Origin of the sequence: Leisingera sp. JC1, assembly GCF_001679925.1 — a bacterium.
GTDB lineage: Bacteria > Pseudomonadota > Alphaproteobacteria > Rhodobacterales > Rhodobacteraceae > Leisingera.
Genome location: NZ_LYUZ01000147.1, coordinates 81457 through 96485, shown reverse-complemented (window position 1 = coordinate 96485; position 15029 = coordinate 81457). Strand labels below are relative to the sequence as shown.

Here is a 15029-nt window from a genome sequence, read left to right as displayed (position 1 = left end):
ACTCTTTTCAGAGGATACCGATATGTCCCGCTCACTTGCTCTTTTTGCCATTGGCCTGATCTTTGGCGGCGGTGCTGGCTTTGTGATCGCAGCCGGCAATGGCGTCACCTTCGATGGCCATGACCATGGCGACCCTGCGCATCACGGCGGCGGCCATGGTGAAGTGGCCGCCCATGACCATTCCCAGGCTGTCAGCCTGGCAGCTGGCCCCGATGCCCCCGGCGTCGCCATCCAGCTGCACAAGGACCCGATGGCAGGCTGGAACCTGCAAGTCACTCCGCAGAACTTCCGCTTTGCCCCGCAAAACGCCTCCGCCGCAGACGTTGACGGCGAAGGCCACGCGCATGTCTATGTGAACGGCGAGAAACTTGCCCGGCTTTACGCCAACTGGATGCACATCCCTGCCCTGCCCGAAGGGGCTGAGGTGAAGGTCTCGCTCAACACCAACAGCCACAGCGCGCTGCTGGTCGAGGGCCAGCCGGTTGAAGCGAAAATCACCGTGCCGGCCGGCGAAGGCTCCTGAGCGCAACAGCCCCCTTGCAAGACCCCAAGCGCGACCCCATAGGAGGCCGTGTTTTCAAGTGAAAGGCCCCGCCATGATTGAGCTTTCCCTGATCGGCATCGGCACCGGCAACCCGCAGCACATGACGCTGCAGGCAATTGAGGCGCTGAACGCGCAGGACCTGATCCTGATCCCCAACAAGGGCGCGAGCAAGGATGACCTGGCGGGGTTGCGCCGCGAGATTTGCAACCGGGCGATCCGGGGCAATGGACCCAGGATCGTCGAGTTCGCCCTGCCGGTGCGCGACGAAGCCACCAAGAGCTACCGCAAGCGGGTGGACGACTGGCACGACGCCATCGCGGAAATCTGGTGGCAGACCATCACCGCAAACCTGCCCGCTGGCGGCAATGCCGGGTTTCTGGTCTGGGGCGACCCGTCGCTGTATGACAGCACCATGCGGATTGCCGAGCGGCTGAAGAAGCTGGCGGAAATCAAGCTGACCGTGATCCCCGGCATCACTTCGATCCAAGCGCTGACAGCGGCGCACGGCATTCCGGTCAACGAAATCGGCGCTCCCTTCACCGTCACGACCGGTCGGCAGTTGCGCGAAAACGGCTGGCCGGAAAGTGCTGATACGCTAGTGATCATGCTGGACGGGGAATGCTCCTTTCAGGCGATCGACCCGCAAGGCGTGGAAATTTTCTGGACTGCTTATGCCGGGATGGAGAACCAGATATCCGCCGCAGGCCCGCTGGCAGAGGTGGCCGGCCGGATCATCGAAACCCGCGCATTGGCACGGGCAGAGCACGGCTGGATCATGGATATCTATCTTCTGCGGCGGGAATGAAGCAGGCCATAGACAGGCTGGCTTATTGCTGAATTTCCTTCAGGCAGCGGGCCCCGTAGTTCCCCGGACGACACGTTCCAGCCCGCAGCGCAGCCTGAACTGTTCGCGCGTGTCAGAAGTAATGTAATCTGTAAAGCGTTGCCCGGCGAGCGATCCGATGGTTTCCGCCGGAATACGGATGGTTGTCAGCCCCGGTTCAATATCCGCTGACCCCTTGAAGTCGCCTATCCCAATGATTGACACATCCTCGGGCACCCGCAGACCGCATTTCTGCGCGCCGTAAAGAGCACCTTGGGCGATCACATCATTGCCGCACAGCAATGCGGTCGGCTTGGCACTTCCTGAAAGCAGCCTGATCGCCGCCTGCTTTGCCTGTGCCACACTGTAGGGGGCCTCAGACATGCGGTCTTCAGGAACAGACACACCACTTTCCTGCAGTGCCTCCAACACCGACGACAACCTGTACTGCGCCCGGTCATTGCCGCGGGTGTCGGGAAAAATCAGGCCGATGTCCCGGTGCCCCAGCTCCAGCAAGTGCTCCGCCGCCATCCGCCCGGCCAGCCGGTTGTCCGCGCCGACGCAGGGCAGCTCAGACTCCTCAGCATAGTTCCAGATCGCCATTGCAGGCGTTTCCTGCTGTGCAATCAGCCGGGAAGTGGCCGCCGAATGCTCCAATCCGATCAGCGCCACCCCGTCCACCCGGTGCTCCATCAGCTTGCGTACCATCTCGTATTCGCGGTCGAGATCATAGCCGTGCGACGCCAGAAGGAGGGTAAACCCGGCTTGATCGATGGCGTCTGAGAACGCCTGGATCACTTCGGCAAAAATCGCGTGGTTGATGGTTGGCACAACCAGCCCGATCGTGCCCGACCGCTTGCCATGCATCATCTGCGCCGCGCGGTTTCTGACATAGCCCAGTTTCTGCACCGCCCGGGTGATCTTCTTGCGAGTCGCCGGGCTGACAAGATCGGGGTGATTGAAGGTGCGCGACACTGTGGAGGGTGACACCTTTGCGGCCTTCGCCACGGCCACGATATCCACGTTACCTTTTTGTTTTGGCGCCATAATCTCCCCTCCTCCAGCAAGATTAATGAAAACGTTTGCAATACTATTTTCATGGCCTAACCTGTTTTGTCAACAAAAGCAAAAGCGCGATCAGCCGGGTTGGGAGGCCCTGAATGGAGTTCATTTTTTACTTCGGAGACGTGTTCTCACCGCTGTCATTCCTGCTGCTTCTGGGTGGCACAATCGGCGGGCTGATCCTGGGGGCAACTCCTGGGCTTTCCCCCACAATGGCGGTGGCACTGCTGATCCCTTTCACCTTCCATCTGGAGGCCGTTCAGGGCCTGATCCTTTTGGGCGCCGCTTATACCTCCACCGTGGCGGGCGGCGCGGTGAGTGCAATCCTGCTGAAGATCCCCGGCGCGCCCGCGAACATCGCCACCACGCTGGACGGCCACAAGATGGCTAAGCAGGGCCAGGGTGCCAAAGCGCTGCAGCTGTCGTTCCTGGCCTCCGCCGCGGGCGGCATCTTCGGCGTGCTGCTGCTGATCTTCCTCACCCCGCTGCTAGCTGAATGGGCGCTGGCCTTTGGCCCTTCGCATCTGTTCTGGCTGGCGATCCTGGGCGTTACGGTGATCGGCTCGCTGGACTCGGCCTCGGTGGTCAAAGGGTTGCTGTCCGGCTGCATCGGGCTGTGGCTGGCGACCATCGGCTTTGACGACATCATGGGCGCCCAGCGGTTCATCTTCCACCCGTCCCTGGGCGGCGGCATCAACATCATTGCAGCCCTCATCGGTCTTTTTGCCATCCCGCAGGTGCTGACCATGTTCGCCAAAGGCCGCCGCACCAGCGGCGCCGAGGTGATCGAGGTACAGAAGCATTCCGTCCTCGACGCCACCCGCGAACTGCTGCGCCGCCCGCGCGCGCTTGGCATTGGCACCATCACCGGCTCCATCATCGGGCTGATCCCCGGTGTCGGCGGCCAGATCGCCGGGCTGGTGGCCTATGACCAGACCAAGAAGTTCTCTTCCGAGAAGGAGAAATTCGGCCAGGGCCACAGCGAAGGCGTGATCGCCGCGGAAGCCGCCAACAACGCCATGGTCGGCCCGTCGCTGGTACCGCTGCTGACGCTGTCGATCCCCGGCAGCCCCACCGCCGCGGTGCTTCTGGGCGGACTCCTGATCCACGGCATCTTCCCTGGCTCCGACCTGTTTGACAATCACCCGGATGTTGCCTGGACCTTCATCAACTCGATGCTGGTGGGCCAGGTCCTGATGTGCCTCTTTGGCCTCTATGTGGCGGGCCTTGCCGCCCGCGTGGCCCAGGTGCCGCAATCGGTTATGGCCGCCATCGTGCTCGCCCTATCCGTCTTCGGAGCCTACTCGGTGCAAAGCTCGATGGGTGACGTCTACGTGATGGCCTGCCTTGGTATCGGCATGTATTTCCTGGAGCGTTTCGGCTTCTCCGCCGCACCGCTGGTGCTGGGTCTGATCCTAGGCCCGATTGCTGAGGCGAACTTCATCCAAGGCGGCATGATAGCCGACGCCACCGTTGGCAAATCCGCGTACTTCCTGACCGGCGGCCTGAACATCTTCCTGATCGCCGTGGTTGTTGCCTCCATCGCCTACTCGGCCTGGATGGAATTGCGCAGCCGCCGCTACACCACAAAAGAGGAGGCGCAGGCATGAACCGGTCTCAGCACATTCTTGGCTCCGGCCTTGTGTTCGCAGTGGGCATCTCGGTCGCCTGGATCAGCTACACCCAGCAACCTTCTGAAGCCTTCCTGTTCCCGCGCCTTATCGCATCGGTGTTTGCGGTGCTGGCGGGCTGGACCTTCGGCAAGGCCGTCATGGGGTTCAGCAAGGTCGGCTCCGGCGTGTCCCGCACGATGTTTTTGAACATGGTGCCGGGGCTGGCGGTGATGCTGGCCTATGTCTTCTGGGCCGCCAAGGCGCTGGGGTTCTATACCGCCACCGCCATCGGCTTTTTCATCCTGCTGTCGCTCTACGACCCGGCGCCCCATTCCGAAGGCAAAAGCTGGGTCCGGCGCGCGCTGATCACCGCGGTGTTTGTGGCGGTGATGTACGGCCTCTTTGCCAAGCTGCTGAGCGTCTATACGCCGCGCGAAATTTTGTTCTGACCGGCAAGAAACCGGTCCGAACCCATTAAGGAGGAGAAGAAAATGAGGAAACTGATTGCAGGCGCGGCCATCGCGCTGACGGGCCTGGCAGGTACTGCCATGGCCGAGGACTACCCGGAACGCCCGATCATGATGATGGTCTCATACGGGGCCGGAGGGGCAACCGATTTCCAGGCCCGGATCGTCACCATGACCGCGGGTAACGAGGATGCGCTGGGAATGCCCATCGCCATCATCAACAAGCCTGGCGCTGGCGGCCGTGTCGGCTGGAACTGGTTTGCCACCCAGGCCGATGCAGACGGATACACCCTGGCGGCCTACAATGTGCCCCACTTCATCGCGCAGTCGATCAAGGGCGGCGTGTCCTATTCCGCAGACAGCTTTGAACCCATTGCCAACTGGGGCGCTGACCCGGCGGTCTTTGTGGTCGCCGCCGACAGTCCCTTCAATTCGATGGCAGATGTGGTTGCCTATGCCACGGAAAACCCGGGCAAGCTGACTTTCTCCGGTGCGGGCCTGTTCGTTGGCCACCACATCGCTGCGCTTCAAATTGAAAAGGCTGCAGGCGTGAAGATGGCCTATATCCCGACCAAGGGCGGCGGCGCAGCGGCAATGAAGGCAGTGATCGCCGGTGAGGTCATGGGCGGCATCAACAACCTGTCCGACGCTTACCGCGCGCAGGAAGCGGGCAACGTCAAGATCCTGGGCGTCGCCGACCTGCAGCGCTCTGACTTCCTGCCCGATGTGCCCACCATGCAGGAGCAGGGCCTGGAGGTGGACAACTCCTCCGTCAATTTCCGCGGCGTGATGGTGCCCAAGGACACCCCGCAAGAGGTAATCGAAAAACTGGCGGCAACGGTGCCTGAGATGTTCGCCAATGACCGGGTCGCCAAGAAAATGGCAGCCGGTGGCTCGCCCATGCACATCATGTCCCGTGACGAGGTCAAGGAAATGTGGGCCGCCCGCGAACAAACACTGAAAGAGCTTCTGGCCGGGCTTTGATCCAAGCCGGAACTCCTCCGGGGCGCGCACAGCCGCAGCGCGCGTCCCGGCCAAGATATCGAGGTAAGACATGAACGCTCAGGACGCACTCGCCTCCGGCACAGCCGAGGTGGAACAGATCGTGGTGCGCGCCCGCACCGCCCAACAGGATTTCGAAGCCAAGGGAAGCCAGACGCTGTACGACAAGGCTGCCCTGGCGGCCGGATGGGCCATCATGGAGCCCGCCCGCAATCGCGCTTTGGCGGAGCTTGCGGTGGAAACCACCGGGCTTGGCAACGCGGCGGACAAGATCACCAAGAACCACCGCAAGACGCTGGGCCTTCTGCGCGATATCTCGGAGGTTCAGACCCATGGCATCGTCAGCGACGACCCGGAAACCGGCATCACCGAGATCATGCGCCCCATTGGTGTGATTGGCGCCGTTGTCCCCTCGACCAACCCCGCGGCAACGCCTGCCAACAACATCATCAACGCGCTGAAGGGCGGCAATGCTATCGTCGTCGCCCCCTCTCCCAAAGGCGTTGCCTCCTGCGAACTGCTGCTCAGCTACATCCACGCCGAATTCGCAAAACTGGGGCTGAACCCGGATCTGGTGCAGATGATCCCGGCCCCCGGCTCCAAGGCCAAGACCCAGGCGCTGATGGAGGCCGCCGACCGGGTGATCTGCACCGGCAGCCAGAACAACGTCCACCGCGCCCAGTCCTGCGGCACCCCCGCCGTGGCCGTCGGGGCAGGCAATGTGACCGTGATCGTGGATGAAACCGCCGATCTGGCCGATGCGGCGGCCAAGATCGCCGCCTCCAAATGTTTCGACAACGCCACCTCTTGCTCCTCGGAAAACGCGGTGGTGGTGGTGGATGCCATCTATGACCAGTTCATCGCCGCACTGGCCCGCGAAGGCGGCGCGCTTGTGCCGGAGGCCGACGCAGATGGCATCATCGCCCGGCTCTGGCCCGGCGGCCATCTGAACCGAAATGTCATTGCCCAGGACGCGGACAGGATGCTGGCCGCGCTGGATATGGCGGGCAAGGTCCCAGAAGGTACCAAGTTTCTAGCGGTTGAGACCAAGGGCATCGGCCCGGAGCACCCGCTGAGCGGGGAAAAGCTGAGCCGCATCCTCGCGGTCTACCGGGCCGCTGACTACACAGAGGCCAAGGCCATCGCCGCCCGCATCCTCTCCCACCAGGGCGCCGGCCATTCCATCGGCATTCACACCGCCAGGGATGAGCGCGCCGTCGAACTGGGCCGCGAAATGCCGGCCTGCCGGGTGATCGTCAACCAGGCCCATACCTTCGCCACCGGCGGCGCCTTCACCAACGGAATGCCGTTCTCCCTGTCGATGGGCTGCGGCAGTTGGGGCGGAAATTCGATCGACACCAACCTCAACTGGCGCCATTTCGTGCAAACCACAAAGATCGTGCGCGAAATTCCGGCTCGCGAACCAGAACTGGAAGACATTTTTTCCAGCTACTGGGCGGAGGCGGGCCAATGATGGAGCCGCCCAAGGGAACCATCCGCGACTGGCTGGACACACGCGCGGCTGAGGGCGGGACCGGCTTTGTCTTTCCCGACGGCGGCCCCGATCTCAGCTGGGCAGAGCTGCGCCGGACCGCAGACGCCATAGCCCGCTACCTGACCGCACAAGGCATCACCAAGGGTGAAAGCATCGCCATCCTGCATCCCAACGGGCGCGGCGCGCTGGAATGCCTGTTCGGCGTGCTCTACGGCGGCTTCCGCGCCACCATGATCAACCTGGTCGCGGGCAACAGCGCGGTGTCCTACGCCTTGCAGCACAGCGGCGCCCGCTTTGCCTTTGTGCACCCCAGCCAGACAGAGCTGTTCGAGCAGACCGCCAGCCTGCCCTTTTTCTCCCCTTTGGACCAGGTGGCGGCAACTGGTGGTTCCCCGGCAGAGCTGCACCCGGTCTCTGCCGGGGACCACGCCCTGCTGATGTACACCTCCGGCACTACCGGACGCCCCAAAGGAGTGGTGCACACCCACGCCAGCCTGCTGGCCGGCGGCTGGACCACTGCCGTCGCACATCAGCTGACCCCGCAGGACCGCGGCCTTTGCGTGCTGCCGGTCTACCATATCAACGGGCTTTGCGTGACGGTGATGGGCACGCTGATCTCCGGGGGCTCGCTGGCCATGTGCGAGCGTTTCTCCGCCAGCCGCTTCTGGGCCCACGCCGGCTGGTCGCAGGCCACCTGGTTTTCTGTGGTCCCCACCATCATCTCTCATTTGCTGCACTCGGATCTGGACCCCGTCGGCAGCACCAGGGCGCGGCTGCGCTTTGGTCGCTCCGCCTCATCGGCACTGGCCCCAGACGTGCAGCGCGCGTTTGAAGACCGTTTCGGAGTTCCGATTATCGAGACTATGGGGCTGACCGAAACCGCGGCCCAGATCCTGTCGAACCCCCTGCCCCCCGGCATCCGCAAGATCGGCTCCCCTGGTGTCGCCTTTGGCAACAAAGTTACGATCCTGGATGCCCGGCTGCAGCCCGTCAGTGATGGCAGTGAGGGAGAGTTGGCGGTGCGCGGCCCTAACGTGATGCTGGAGTACCTGAACAACCCGGAAGCTACGGCCGCAACTTTCACCCCGGACGGCTGGCTGCGTACCGGCGATCTGGGCCGGATCGATAGCGACGGCTACGTCTATGTCACCGGGCGGCTCAAGGAATTGATTATCAAGGGCGGCGAGAACATCGCCCCGCGCGAGATCGACGAGGCGCTTTACTCCCATCCCGACGTGATTGAGGCAGCCGCCTTCGGACGCCCCTGCAGCAGCTACGGCGAGACGGTGGAGGCGGCGGTGAAAATCCGCGACGGTTCTGAACTGACCGAAATGGAGCTGATCGATATTTGCCGGTCTCAGCTCGGGAAGTTCAAAACACCCGACGGTGTGCATTTCCTGAACGAACTGCCAAAAGGCCCCTCAGGAAAAATCCAGCGGAACAAAATACTGGCGGTGATATCCAACGCCCCCCGTCCTGTCTAAACTGCGCGTTCCGGCAGCGCCGCCTTACCGGGGTCAGGCACGTTGAACAACGGCTGAACAGGGCAATTATTCGTTGAGAAAAGTCAAATGAAGCCATTCCAGAGGGGATTCTGGAATGGCTGTTCGTTTGGTCAGTCGCTGATTGCGCCCTCCTCGTCGCGGCGCTGATGCATCTTGGCTTTGACACGCGCACCAACGATCAGCGGCAGTACAAAACCAATAATGGCAATCGCCCACAGCGCGATGGACAGCGGGCTGTCAATCAGCGTCCACCAGTTGCCGTTGTCGATGGTCACGGCGCGTCGCAGGTTGTTCTCCATCGAATTGCCCAGCAGGGTGCCCAGAATGATAGGCACCAGCGGCACGTCCAGCTTGCGCAGCACCCAGCCCATCACACCGAATCCGATCATCACCAACAGGTCAAAGGTGCTGCCCGAGATGCCGTAGATACCGACAAAGCTGACCATCGCCACAATCGGCATCAGGATCCGCGACGGGATCATCAGCACGCGGGTGAAGAGGCCAACCATCGGGATGTTCATCGCCAGCAGCATGAAGTTGGCAATGAACAGCGCCGCGATCAGGCCCCAGACCACATCCGGGTTCTGGCTGAACAGCAGCGGGCCGGGTGTTATGTTCAGCGCCAGCAGAACCGCCAGCAGCACCGCGGTTGTGCCCGATCCCGGTACGCCCAGCGCCAGCATTGGCACCAGCGCGCCCCCAGCAGCGGCGTTGTTGCCGGCCTCAGGCGCTGCCACACCACGCGGATCACCGGTGCCGAAGGTGCCATTCTTGTCGACCAGCTTCTTTTCCATCGAATAGGAGATGAACGAACCCAGCGAGGCGCCGGCGCCGGGCAGCACGCCGGCGATGAAGCCCAGGACCGAGGTCCGCAGCATGGTCGGAGTAGTCTGCCGGATCATCGACACCGGCGGATAAAGCTTGCCGATGGTCAGCTTGCGCCCCGCGGCATCGGATCCGCCATGACGCGTTTCCAGGAAGATGAAGACCTCGGACAGGGCAAACAGGCCGACGATGGCGACCAGGAAATCCAGCCCGTCATACAAATGCACCTCACCAAAGGTGAACCGCGGCACGCCGGTCTGAGTGTCGACGCCGATGGTGGCCAGCCCCAACCCCAGCGCCGCGGCAAAGGCCGATTTCGCCTGGTTGGTCGAGGACACGCCGCCCAGCGTCATGAAGGCCAGCGCGAACAGGGCGAAATATTCGGCCGGGCCGAACAGAAGGGCGATCTTCACCAGCTGCGGCGCCAGCAGGATCAGGCCCCAGGTGGCCAGGAATGCACCGACAAAAGACGCAATGCCCGACAGCGACAGCGCCTCGCCCGCGAGGCCCTTCTTGGCCATCGGATGCCCGTCCAGGCAGGTCATCATGGCGGGCTCATCCCCTGGTATGTTCAGCAGGATCGAGCTGATGCGGCCTCCGTACATGGCACCGTAGTAAACGCTGGTCAGCAGGATCAGCGACGGCGTCGCCCCCAGCCCCAGGGTAAAGGCCAGGGGAATCAATATGGCAACGCCATTCGACGGCCCCAGCCCCGGCAAGGCGCCCATGATAGTACCCAGAAAGCAGCCCAGCAGCGCCAGACCGATGTTCTGCCAGCTGAGCGCAATGGCAAAGCCGTCGCCAAGATTTGCGAGAAGCTCCATGCTGCGCCCTCCTCAGAAGCCAAGCGGACCCTTGGCCAGCGACAGGCCGAGGGTCAGGTGAAAGGTCACATAGATGCCGATAGAAGTGCCCGCCCCCACGGCCACTGTCTCCAGCGGCCCCGAGCCGAGGCGCCACGCAAGATAGGCGGCGGCAAAGGCGGTGGCGATGACAAAGCCCGCGACGGGCAGCATTTCGGCGTACAGGATCAGCACCACCACAGCGGCTGCCACTTCGGCCAGCCGGCCCAAGGCAGGCCAGTGCGGTTCGGGATCCGGGCGCAGCGCGATCACGGCGCCCGACAGGGCGAGGATGGCGGCAATGATCAGGGGAAAGGCCTTGGGGCCGACGGCATCGGAGAGAAAGCTTTCCTCGATCGCAAGCGCGGCAAAGAAATAGCCGACGGCAAGGATCATGCCGAAAACCCCGAAGATACGATCGCTCATAGCGGTCTCCAGTTCGGGTATTCAGGCGGGGCCGCCGCCCGCAGAGGGGACCGCAGGATTGCGCGGCCTCCTCCGGGGCTGGCCCCGTGCAGGTTACTTGATGATGCCGATTTCCTTGGAAATCGACTGGATCTGCGCGACCGAGCCGGCCACGAATTCCTGGAACGCGGCGCCCTGCAGGTCCAGCGGTGCCAGGCCGTTGGCGGCCATCACCTCTTTCCACTCGCCGGAGGCGTAGAGTTCGCCGATCTTGGATACCCATGCGTCATAGGCCTCGTCCGACATGCCGCCCGGCGCATAGAAGCCGCGCCAGTTGGCGCCGATGGCATCAACACCCTGTTCCTTGGCAGTCGGGAAGTCAGCGAATTCGCCTGGCAGGCGTTCCGGCGACAGCACTGCAATCACCTTGATGTCACCGGAATCCACAAACCCCTTGGCCTCGGAGATGTCGCCGGTGAAGGCCTGCACAGAACCTGCCAGCAACTGGGTCACAGCTTCGCCGCCACCATCAAAGGCGATGTACTTGACGCTGCGCACGTCTTTGATGCCATAGGCGCTTGCCGCGATCAGAACCTTCAGGTGGTCCCAGCCGCCAACCGCAGAGCCGCCCGCAACGGACACCGAGGACGGATCAGCTTTGATGGTGTCCAAAAGCTGCGGCAGGGTTTCGATGCCGCTGTCAGCCGCAACCGCGATCACGCCGTAATCTGCGCCGATGGAAGCCAGCCAGCGCACCTGGTCCATGCTGTTGCCCGGATAAGCGCCCTGTGCCAAGCGTGTCGCTGTAGCGCTGGAGGCCGCAACAATCAGGCTGTTGTCATCCGTGCGCTTGTTGACCACCTCGGCAAAGGCCACGCCGCCGCCGCCGCCAGCCAGGTTCACAACCTGCATGGTCTTGTCGATCAGTCCCAGATCCTGCAGCGACTTGCCCACCTGGCGGCAGGTGAAGTCCCAGCCGCCGCCAGGGTTGGCCGGGGCGATGCATTCGGGGTTTTCCTGTGCCTGGGCCGCAAAGGCGTACAGCGACAGGGCGGCAGCGGCAACCAGGCCGCGGGTGACGGTGAATTTCATGCGTTCCTCCTCAGGTCGTGGCCGGCGCACTCCCAAGCGCCGGAGATCACCCGCAACAATTCGCTTTGGCAGCTCCGTTTCTGCGGGTTAGACATGTTTACCCATTGAAGCTGTCACCAACCTGTCGCCGGTTTCAGCAAAGCGGAGCGTCATTGAATGCGGGTCTTGATGGTTGAGGATGCAGAGGATCTGGCCGAAGGCGTGACCGCCCACCTGGCCCGATCGGGTATTGTCTGCGATCTGGCGCCGGACATCGAAAGCGCCCGCGACTGCAGGGCGGTGCAGGCCTATGACGCGGTTATTCTGGACATCAACCTGCCGGACGGTTCCGGCTTGTCGCTGCTGCGCGAGATGCGCTTGGCGGGCGACCCGGCGCCGGTGCTGATGCTGACCGCGCTGACCTCGGTGGACGACCGGGTGGCAGCCCTGGACCAGGGGGCGGATGATTACCTAGGCAAGCCTTTCGACCAGCGCGAACTGGAGGCGCGGCTGCGGGCCCTGGTGCGGCGGCAGATGGAGCGTAAGGATGAGCAGATCATCCTGGGCTCCCTGGCCTTTTCGCCCAGCGACCGCAGCGCCCGGTTGGACGGCCGCCTGCTGGAGCTGACCCGCCGCGAAGCCGCCCTGCTGGATATGCTGATCCGCCATCAGGACCGCTACCTGTCCAAAACACGGCTTTACGACTCGCTCTATGGTTTCGACGATGCCGATGTGGGCGAGAACGCGATCGAGCTGTACATTGCCCGCCTGCGCAAGAAAATCGCCGGCAGTGATGTCAGCATCAGCACTCAGCGGGGGGTCGGTTACCGGCTGCACCTGAATGGCTGAGCCGCGCCCGCCGCTGACGCTGGCGGCCCGGGTTCTGGGGGCAGTGCTGCTGATCCTGCTTCTGGGAGGGGTGCTGGTGTCCGGCTCTGCCTGGTTGAACGGCCAGCAGGCGGCGCGTCAGGCCTATGACCGCATCCTGCTGGGGGCTGCCAGAGATATTGCCGAGTCGGTCCGGATCCAGGAAGGCCTCCCGGTCGCCGACCTGCCGGTGTCGGCTTTCCAGCTGCTGGCACAGGCGCCCGACGACCGCATCTACTATGCGGTGCATGGGCCCGGGCAGAAGTTCATAACCGGGGTTGATCCCGAAAGTGCAGTCCGGGTGCCGGAACCCGGATCCGGCGGTCCGGATTACTTCGAGGCAAAACTCAACGGCGAGCCCGCGCGTTTCGTGCGGATCACCCGGCGCTTCGCGGAGCGCAACTTCTCCGGCCCGGTCGAGGTTGTGGTCGGACAGACCTTACGGGCGCGCAAGGCGATGACAGCGGACCTGATGCTGGATGCGCTCCTGCCGATGGCAGTGGCTGGGCTGGCGCTGATGGCAATTGCCTGGCTGGTCATCCGCACCGCCCTGCGCCCGCTGGAGGCCATCACTGATGACCTAGCCCGCCGCGACCCCTATGACCTGACACCGATTGCCACTGGCCGCCTGCCGCGGGAACTGCAGGTGGTGCTGGGTGCCATGAACCGGTTCATGGGCCGTCTGGACGGCCAGGTCGAGGCGATGCGCAACCTGATCTCCGACACCGCGCATCAACTGCGCACCCCGGTGGCCGCGATGCGTGTTCAGGCAGAGACTGCGGTGGCGGAACCCGGCGAGGCCGCCCGCCGCCATGCCCTGGACCGGCTGCTGGCGCGCACCCGCTCGCTGGGCAGGCTGCTGGATCAGCTCCTCAGCCGTGCACTGGTGGTGCACCGCACCGACAGCGCCCCGCGGCTGGCCGTCGACCTGCGCGAGGTGGCATTGGAAATCATGGAGCGCAACGACCACGCACTGCTGGCTCCCGGCAGCGACCTGCGGCTGGAGATCGGCGAGGACCCGGTGATGGTGCAAGCCGACGCCTTTTCCCTTGGCGAGGCGGCCGGCAACCTGCTGGGCAATGCGCTCAGACACGGCACCCCGCCAGTGTCCATCGGAGCAGAGCAGCGCGGCCCCGATGCTATCTTGTGGGTGCGCGACGCCGGACCCGGCCCGGGGCCTGCAGTCACCGAACATCTCGGCCGCCGCTTCAACCGCAGCGCAGGAACCCAGGAAAACAGCACCGGCATCGGCTTGTCGATCGTGGCTTCCGTGGCCGCTGCCTTTGGCGGCCGGGTTGACATGGTGCGCGAGGACGACGGCTTCCGCGCGGCGCTGGTCCTGCCAGCCGCGGAGGAGAAACCATGACGCGGGCCTGGAAGATGCTGTCGCTCATTGCCGCGTTGCTGCCTGCCGCCGCCACCGCACAGGAGGCGACCGTGCAATATGGCAGCGGCCCGGTGCCTTTCCTGATCCGCTCTACCACCGACAACAGCATCATCCAGCCGGTTATGGAGCGATTTGCGGAATTGAATCCGGATCTGACAATCACCTACGAGCAATGGGGGTCCAACGCACTTTTTGCCCGGAGCCGCGCCGATTGCCGGGATGGCAACCCGCCTGCCGACGCGGTGCTGTCCTCGGCCGTGCAGCAAATGGTCTGGCTGGTTAACGCGGCCTGTGCGCAACCGCACCGCTCGCCCGCGGCACTGGCGCTGCCGCCTTCGCGGCGCTGGCGCGACGAGCTGTGGGGGATCACCACTGAACCGGCAGTAATCGTCTACAACAAGCGGCTAATTGATGGCGCCGATGTGCCGCGCAGCCGCTTTTCCCTGCTGGATGCGCTGCGCGCCAATCCTGGCCTTTACCGCGGCAGGATCGCCACCTACGACATCGCCGCCTCCGGCCTGGGCTACCTGTTCGCTTACAGCGACAGTCTGGAAGCCACCACCTTCGGCGCTCTGATGGAGGGCTTTGCCCGTGTTGATGCTGTTGCCACCTGCTGTTCCGCCGAGATCATCGCAGGCGTGGCGGAAGGCCGGTTTCTGATCGCCTACAACGTCTTGGGGTCCTATGTTGCAAACGCATCCGCACCAGAGGTCGGCACCATATTGCCAGAGGACTATACGCTGGTTCTGTCCCGTGCATTTATGATCCCCAAACGAGCCGCGCAAAAAGGCGCATCTGCGGAGCTGCTCGATTTTCTGCTGAGCGCCGAAGCGCAAAACTTGCTCGTCGAGGCCGGTCTCGTCGCCGTGATCGAGGACACCAGCTCCGGCCTTACCGCTAGCGCCCGAAGGTACATCCCCCTGTCGCCATCCCTGCTGGTCGCGCTCGATGCCAACCGGCGCGCACTGCTGCTCAAGTTCTGGAGCGATACCTTTGGCCAAGGTGCCATCCCATGATGCGTTTTTCAAAGGGCACGGCTGCGCAAGACATTCACTAGCCGGGAGGACGCTGCTGCTGCGGCATTCGTGCGATTGCCTTCCGCGCGCAGCCATGCTGAGGTG

Annotated in this window: 14 protein-coding genes; 10 read left to right on the top strand and 4 right to left on the bottom strand. The window is 63.6% G+C overall.

Annotation, left to right across the window (positions count from 1 at the left end; translation table 11 throughout):
- Window positions 1–22: 22 nt before the first annotated feature.
- Together A9D60_RS23785 and cobF are read left to right on the top strand one after the other, a co-directional pair.
- A complete protein-coding gene (locus A9D60_RS23785) occupies window positions 23–523 on the top strand; it encodes a hypothetical protein (RefSeq protein WP_065269871.1) in 501 nt (166 codons plus the stop codon).
- 73 nt (window positions 524–596) lie between these two features.
- Window positions 597–1349 carry a precorrin-6A synthase (deacetylating) gene (gene cobF / locus A9D60_RS23780; protein ID WP_065269870.1) on the top strand — a complete coding sequence of 251 codons (753 nt, stop codon included), beginning with the start codon at window positions 597–599 and terminating at the stop codon, window positions 1347–1349.
- A gap of 39 nt (window positions 1350–1388) precedes the next feature.
- On the opposite strand, the gene A9D60_RS23775 is transcribed toward cobF, so the two are convergent.
- Window positions 1389–2414: a LacI family DNA-binding transcriptional regulator gene (locus A9D60_RS23775; RefSeq protein ID WP_065269869.1), complete on the bottom strand. Its 1026-nt coding sequence runs from the start codon at window positions 2412–2414 to the stop codon at window positions 1389–1391.
- Window positions 2415–2527: 113 nt separating this feature from the next.
- Between A9D60_RS23775 and A9D60_RS23770 the strand changes: the two genes are divergently transcribed.
- The 5 genes from A9D60_RS23770 (at window position 2528) to A9D60_RS23750 (ending at window position 8490) form a co-directional block, all read left to right on the top strand.
- Window positions 2528–4039 carry a tripartite tricarboxylate transporter permease gene (locus A9D60_RS23770; protein WP_065269868.1) on the top strand — a complete coding sequence of 504 codons (1512 nt, stop codon included), beginning with the start codon at window positions 2528–2530 and terminating at the stop codon, window positions 4037–4039.
- Complete coding sequence (locus A9D60_RS23765; protein WP_065269867.1) at window positions 4036–4491, top strand: tripartite tricarboxylate transporter TctB family protein; 456 nt, start codon at window positions 4036–4038, stop codon at window positions 4489–4491. The genes A9D60_RS23770 and A9D60_RS23765 overlap by 4 nt, the downstream gene beginning before the upstream one ends.
- 42 nt (window positions 4492–4533) lie before the next feature.
- Complete coding sequence (locus A9D60_RS23760; protein WP_065269866.1) at window positions 4534–5493, top strand: Bug family tripartite tricarboxylate transporter substrate binding protein; 960 nt, start codon at window positions 4534–4536, stop codon at window positions 5491–5493.
- A gap of 70 nt (window positions 5494–5563) precedes the next feature.
- On the top strand, window positions 5564–6985 hold the full coding sequence (gene sauS / locus A9D60_RS23755) for an acylating sulfoacetaldehyde dehydrogenase (protein WP_065269865.1): 1422 nt from the start codon (window positions 5564–5566) through the stop codon (window positions 6983–6985).
- A complete protein-coding gene (locus A9D60_RS23750; protein ID WP_065269864.1) occupies window positions 6982–8490 on the top strand; it encodes an AMP-binding protein in 1509 nt (502 codons plus the stop codon). The genes sauS and A9D60_RS23750 overlap by 4 nt, the downstream gene beginning before the upstream one ends.
- 131 nt (window positions 8491–8621) lie before the next feature.
- Here the strand turns inward: A9D60_RS23750 and A9D60_RS23745 are convergent, their stop codons facing one another.
- The 3 genes from A9D60_RS23745 to A9D60_RS23735 all read right to left on the bottom strand — a co-directional run bounded on the left by A9D60_RS23745 (window position 8622) and on the right by A9D60_RS23735 (window position 11675).
- The gene (locus A9D60_RS23745; protein WP_065269863.1) at window positions 8622–10160 is read right to left on the bottom strand and encodes a tripartite tricarboxylate transporter permease; all 1539 of its coding nucleotides are present in this window, start codon (window positions 10158–10160) and stop codon (window positions 8622–8624) included.
- Between the two features lie 12 nt (window positions 10161–10172).
- Window positions 10173–10604 carry a tripartite tricarboxylate transporter TctB family protein gene (locus tag A9D60_RS23740; RefSeq protein ID WP_065269862.1) on the bottom strand — a complete coding sequence of 144 codons (432 nt, stop codon included), beginning with the start codon at window positions 10602–10604 and terminating at the stop codon, window positions 10173–10175.
- Between the two features lie 93 nt (window positions 10605–10697).
- Entirely contained in the window at window positions 10698–11675 is a 978-nt protein-coding gene (locus A9D60_RS23735; protein WP_065269861.1) for a Bug family tripartite tricarboxylate transporter substrate binding protein, read from the bottom strand.
- Between the two features lie 156 nt (window positions 11676–11831).
- On the opposite strand from A9D60_RS23735, the gene A9D60_RS23730 reads away from it, so the two are divergent.
- Genes A9D60_RS23730 through A9D60_RS23720 form a run of 3 tightly spaced genes read left to right on the top strand, consistent with a single transcriptional unit; the run spans window position 11832 to window position 14924 of the window.
- Window positions 11832–12503 (top strand): response regulator transcription factor, encoded by a 672-nt coding sequence (locus tag A9D60_RS23730; RefSeq protein WP_065269860.1) that lies wholly within the window; start codon window positions 11832–11834, stop codon window positions 12501–12503.
- Window positions 12496–13887: a sensor histidine kinase gene (locus A9D60_RS23725; protein WP_065269859.1), complete on the top strand. Its 1392-nt coding sequence runs from the start codon at window positions 12496–12498 to the stop codon at window positions 13885–13887. Before A9D60_RS23730 ends, A9D60_RS23725 begins: the two co-directional genes overlap by 8 nt.
- Window positions 13884–14924 (top strand): ABC transporter substrate-binding protein, encoded by a 1041-nt coding sequence (locus A9D60_RS23720; protein WP_065269858.1) that lies wholly within the window; start codon window positions 13884–13886, stop codon window positions 14922–14924. Before A9D60_RS23725 ends, A9D60_RS23720 begins: the two co-directional genes overlap by 4 nt.
- Window positions 14925–15029 lie beyond the last annotated feature (105 nt).

Coding starts and splice junctions, on each gene's coding strand:
- A9D60_RS23745 (WP_065269863.1), bottom strand. CDS start 10,160: ATGGAGCTTCTCGCAAATCTTGGCGACGGCTTTGCCATTGCGCTCAGC.
- A9D60_RS23720 (WP_065269858.1), top strand. CDS start 13,884: ATGACGCGGGCCTGGAAGATGCTGTCGCTCATTGCCGCGTTGCTGCCT.
- A9D60_RS23735 (WP_065269861.1), bottom strand. CDS start 11,675: ATGAAATTCACCGTCACCCGCGGCCTGGTTGCCGCTGCCGCCCTGTCG.
- cobF (WP_065269870.1), top strand. CDS start 597: ATGATTGAGCTTTCCCTGATCGGCATCGGCACCGGCAACCCGCAGCAC.
- A9D60_RS23785 (WP_065269871.1), top strand. CDS start 23: ATGTCCCGCTCACTTGCTCTTTTTGCCATTGGCCTGATCTTTGGCGGC.
- A9D60_RS23770 (WP_065269868.1), top strand. CDS start 2,528: ATGGAGTTCATTTTTTACTTCGGAGACGTGTTCTCACCGCTGTCATTC.
- sauS (WP_065269865.1), top strand. CDS start 5,564: ATGAACGCTCAGGACGCACTCGCCTCCGGCACAGCCGAGGTGGAACAG.
- A9D60_RS23775 (WP_065269869.1), bottom strand. CDS start 2,414: ATGGCGCCAAAACAAAAAGGTAACGTGGATATCGTGGCCGTGGCGAAG.
- A9D60_RS23765 (WP_065269867.1), top strand. CDS start 4,036: ATGAACCGGTCTCAGCACATTCTTGGCTCCGGCCTTGTGTTCGCAGTG.
- A9D60_RS23750 (WP_065269864.1), top strand. CDS start 6,982: ATGATGGAGCCGCCCAAGGGAACCATCCGCGACTGGCTGGACACACGC.
- A9D60_RS23725 (WP_065269859.1), top strand. CDS start 12,496: ATGGCTGAGCCGCGCCCGCCGCTGACGCTGGCGGCCCGGGTTCTGGGG.
- A9D60_RS23760 (WP_065269866.1), top strand. CDS start 4,534: ATGAGGAAACTGATTGCAGGCGCGGCCATCGCGCTGACGGGCCTGGCA.
- A9D60_RS23740 (WP_065269862.1), bottom strand. CDS start 10,604: ATGAGCGATCGTATCTTCGGGGTTTTCGGCATGATCCTTGCCGTCGGC.
- A9D60_RS23730 (WP_065269860.1), top strand. CDS start 11,832: ATGCGGGTCTTGATGGTTGAGGATGCAGAGGATCTGGCCGAAGGCGTG.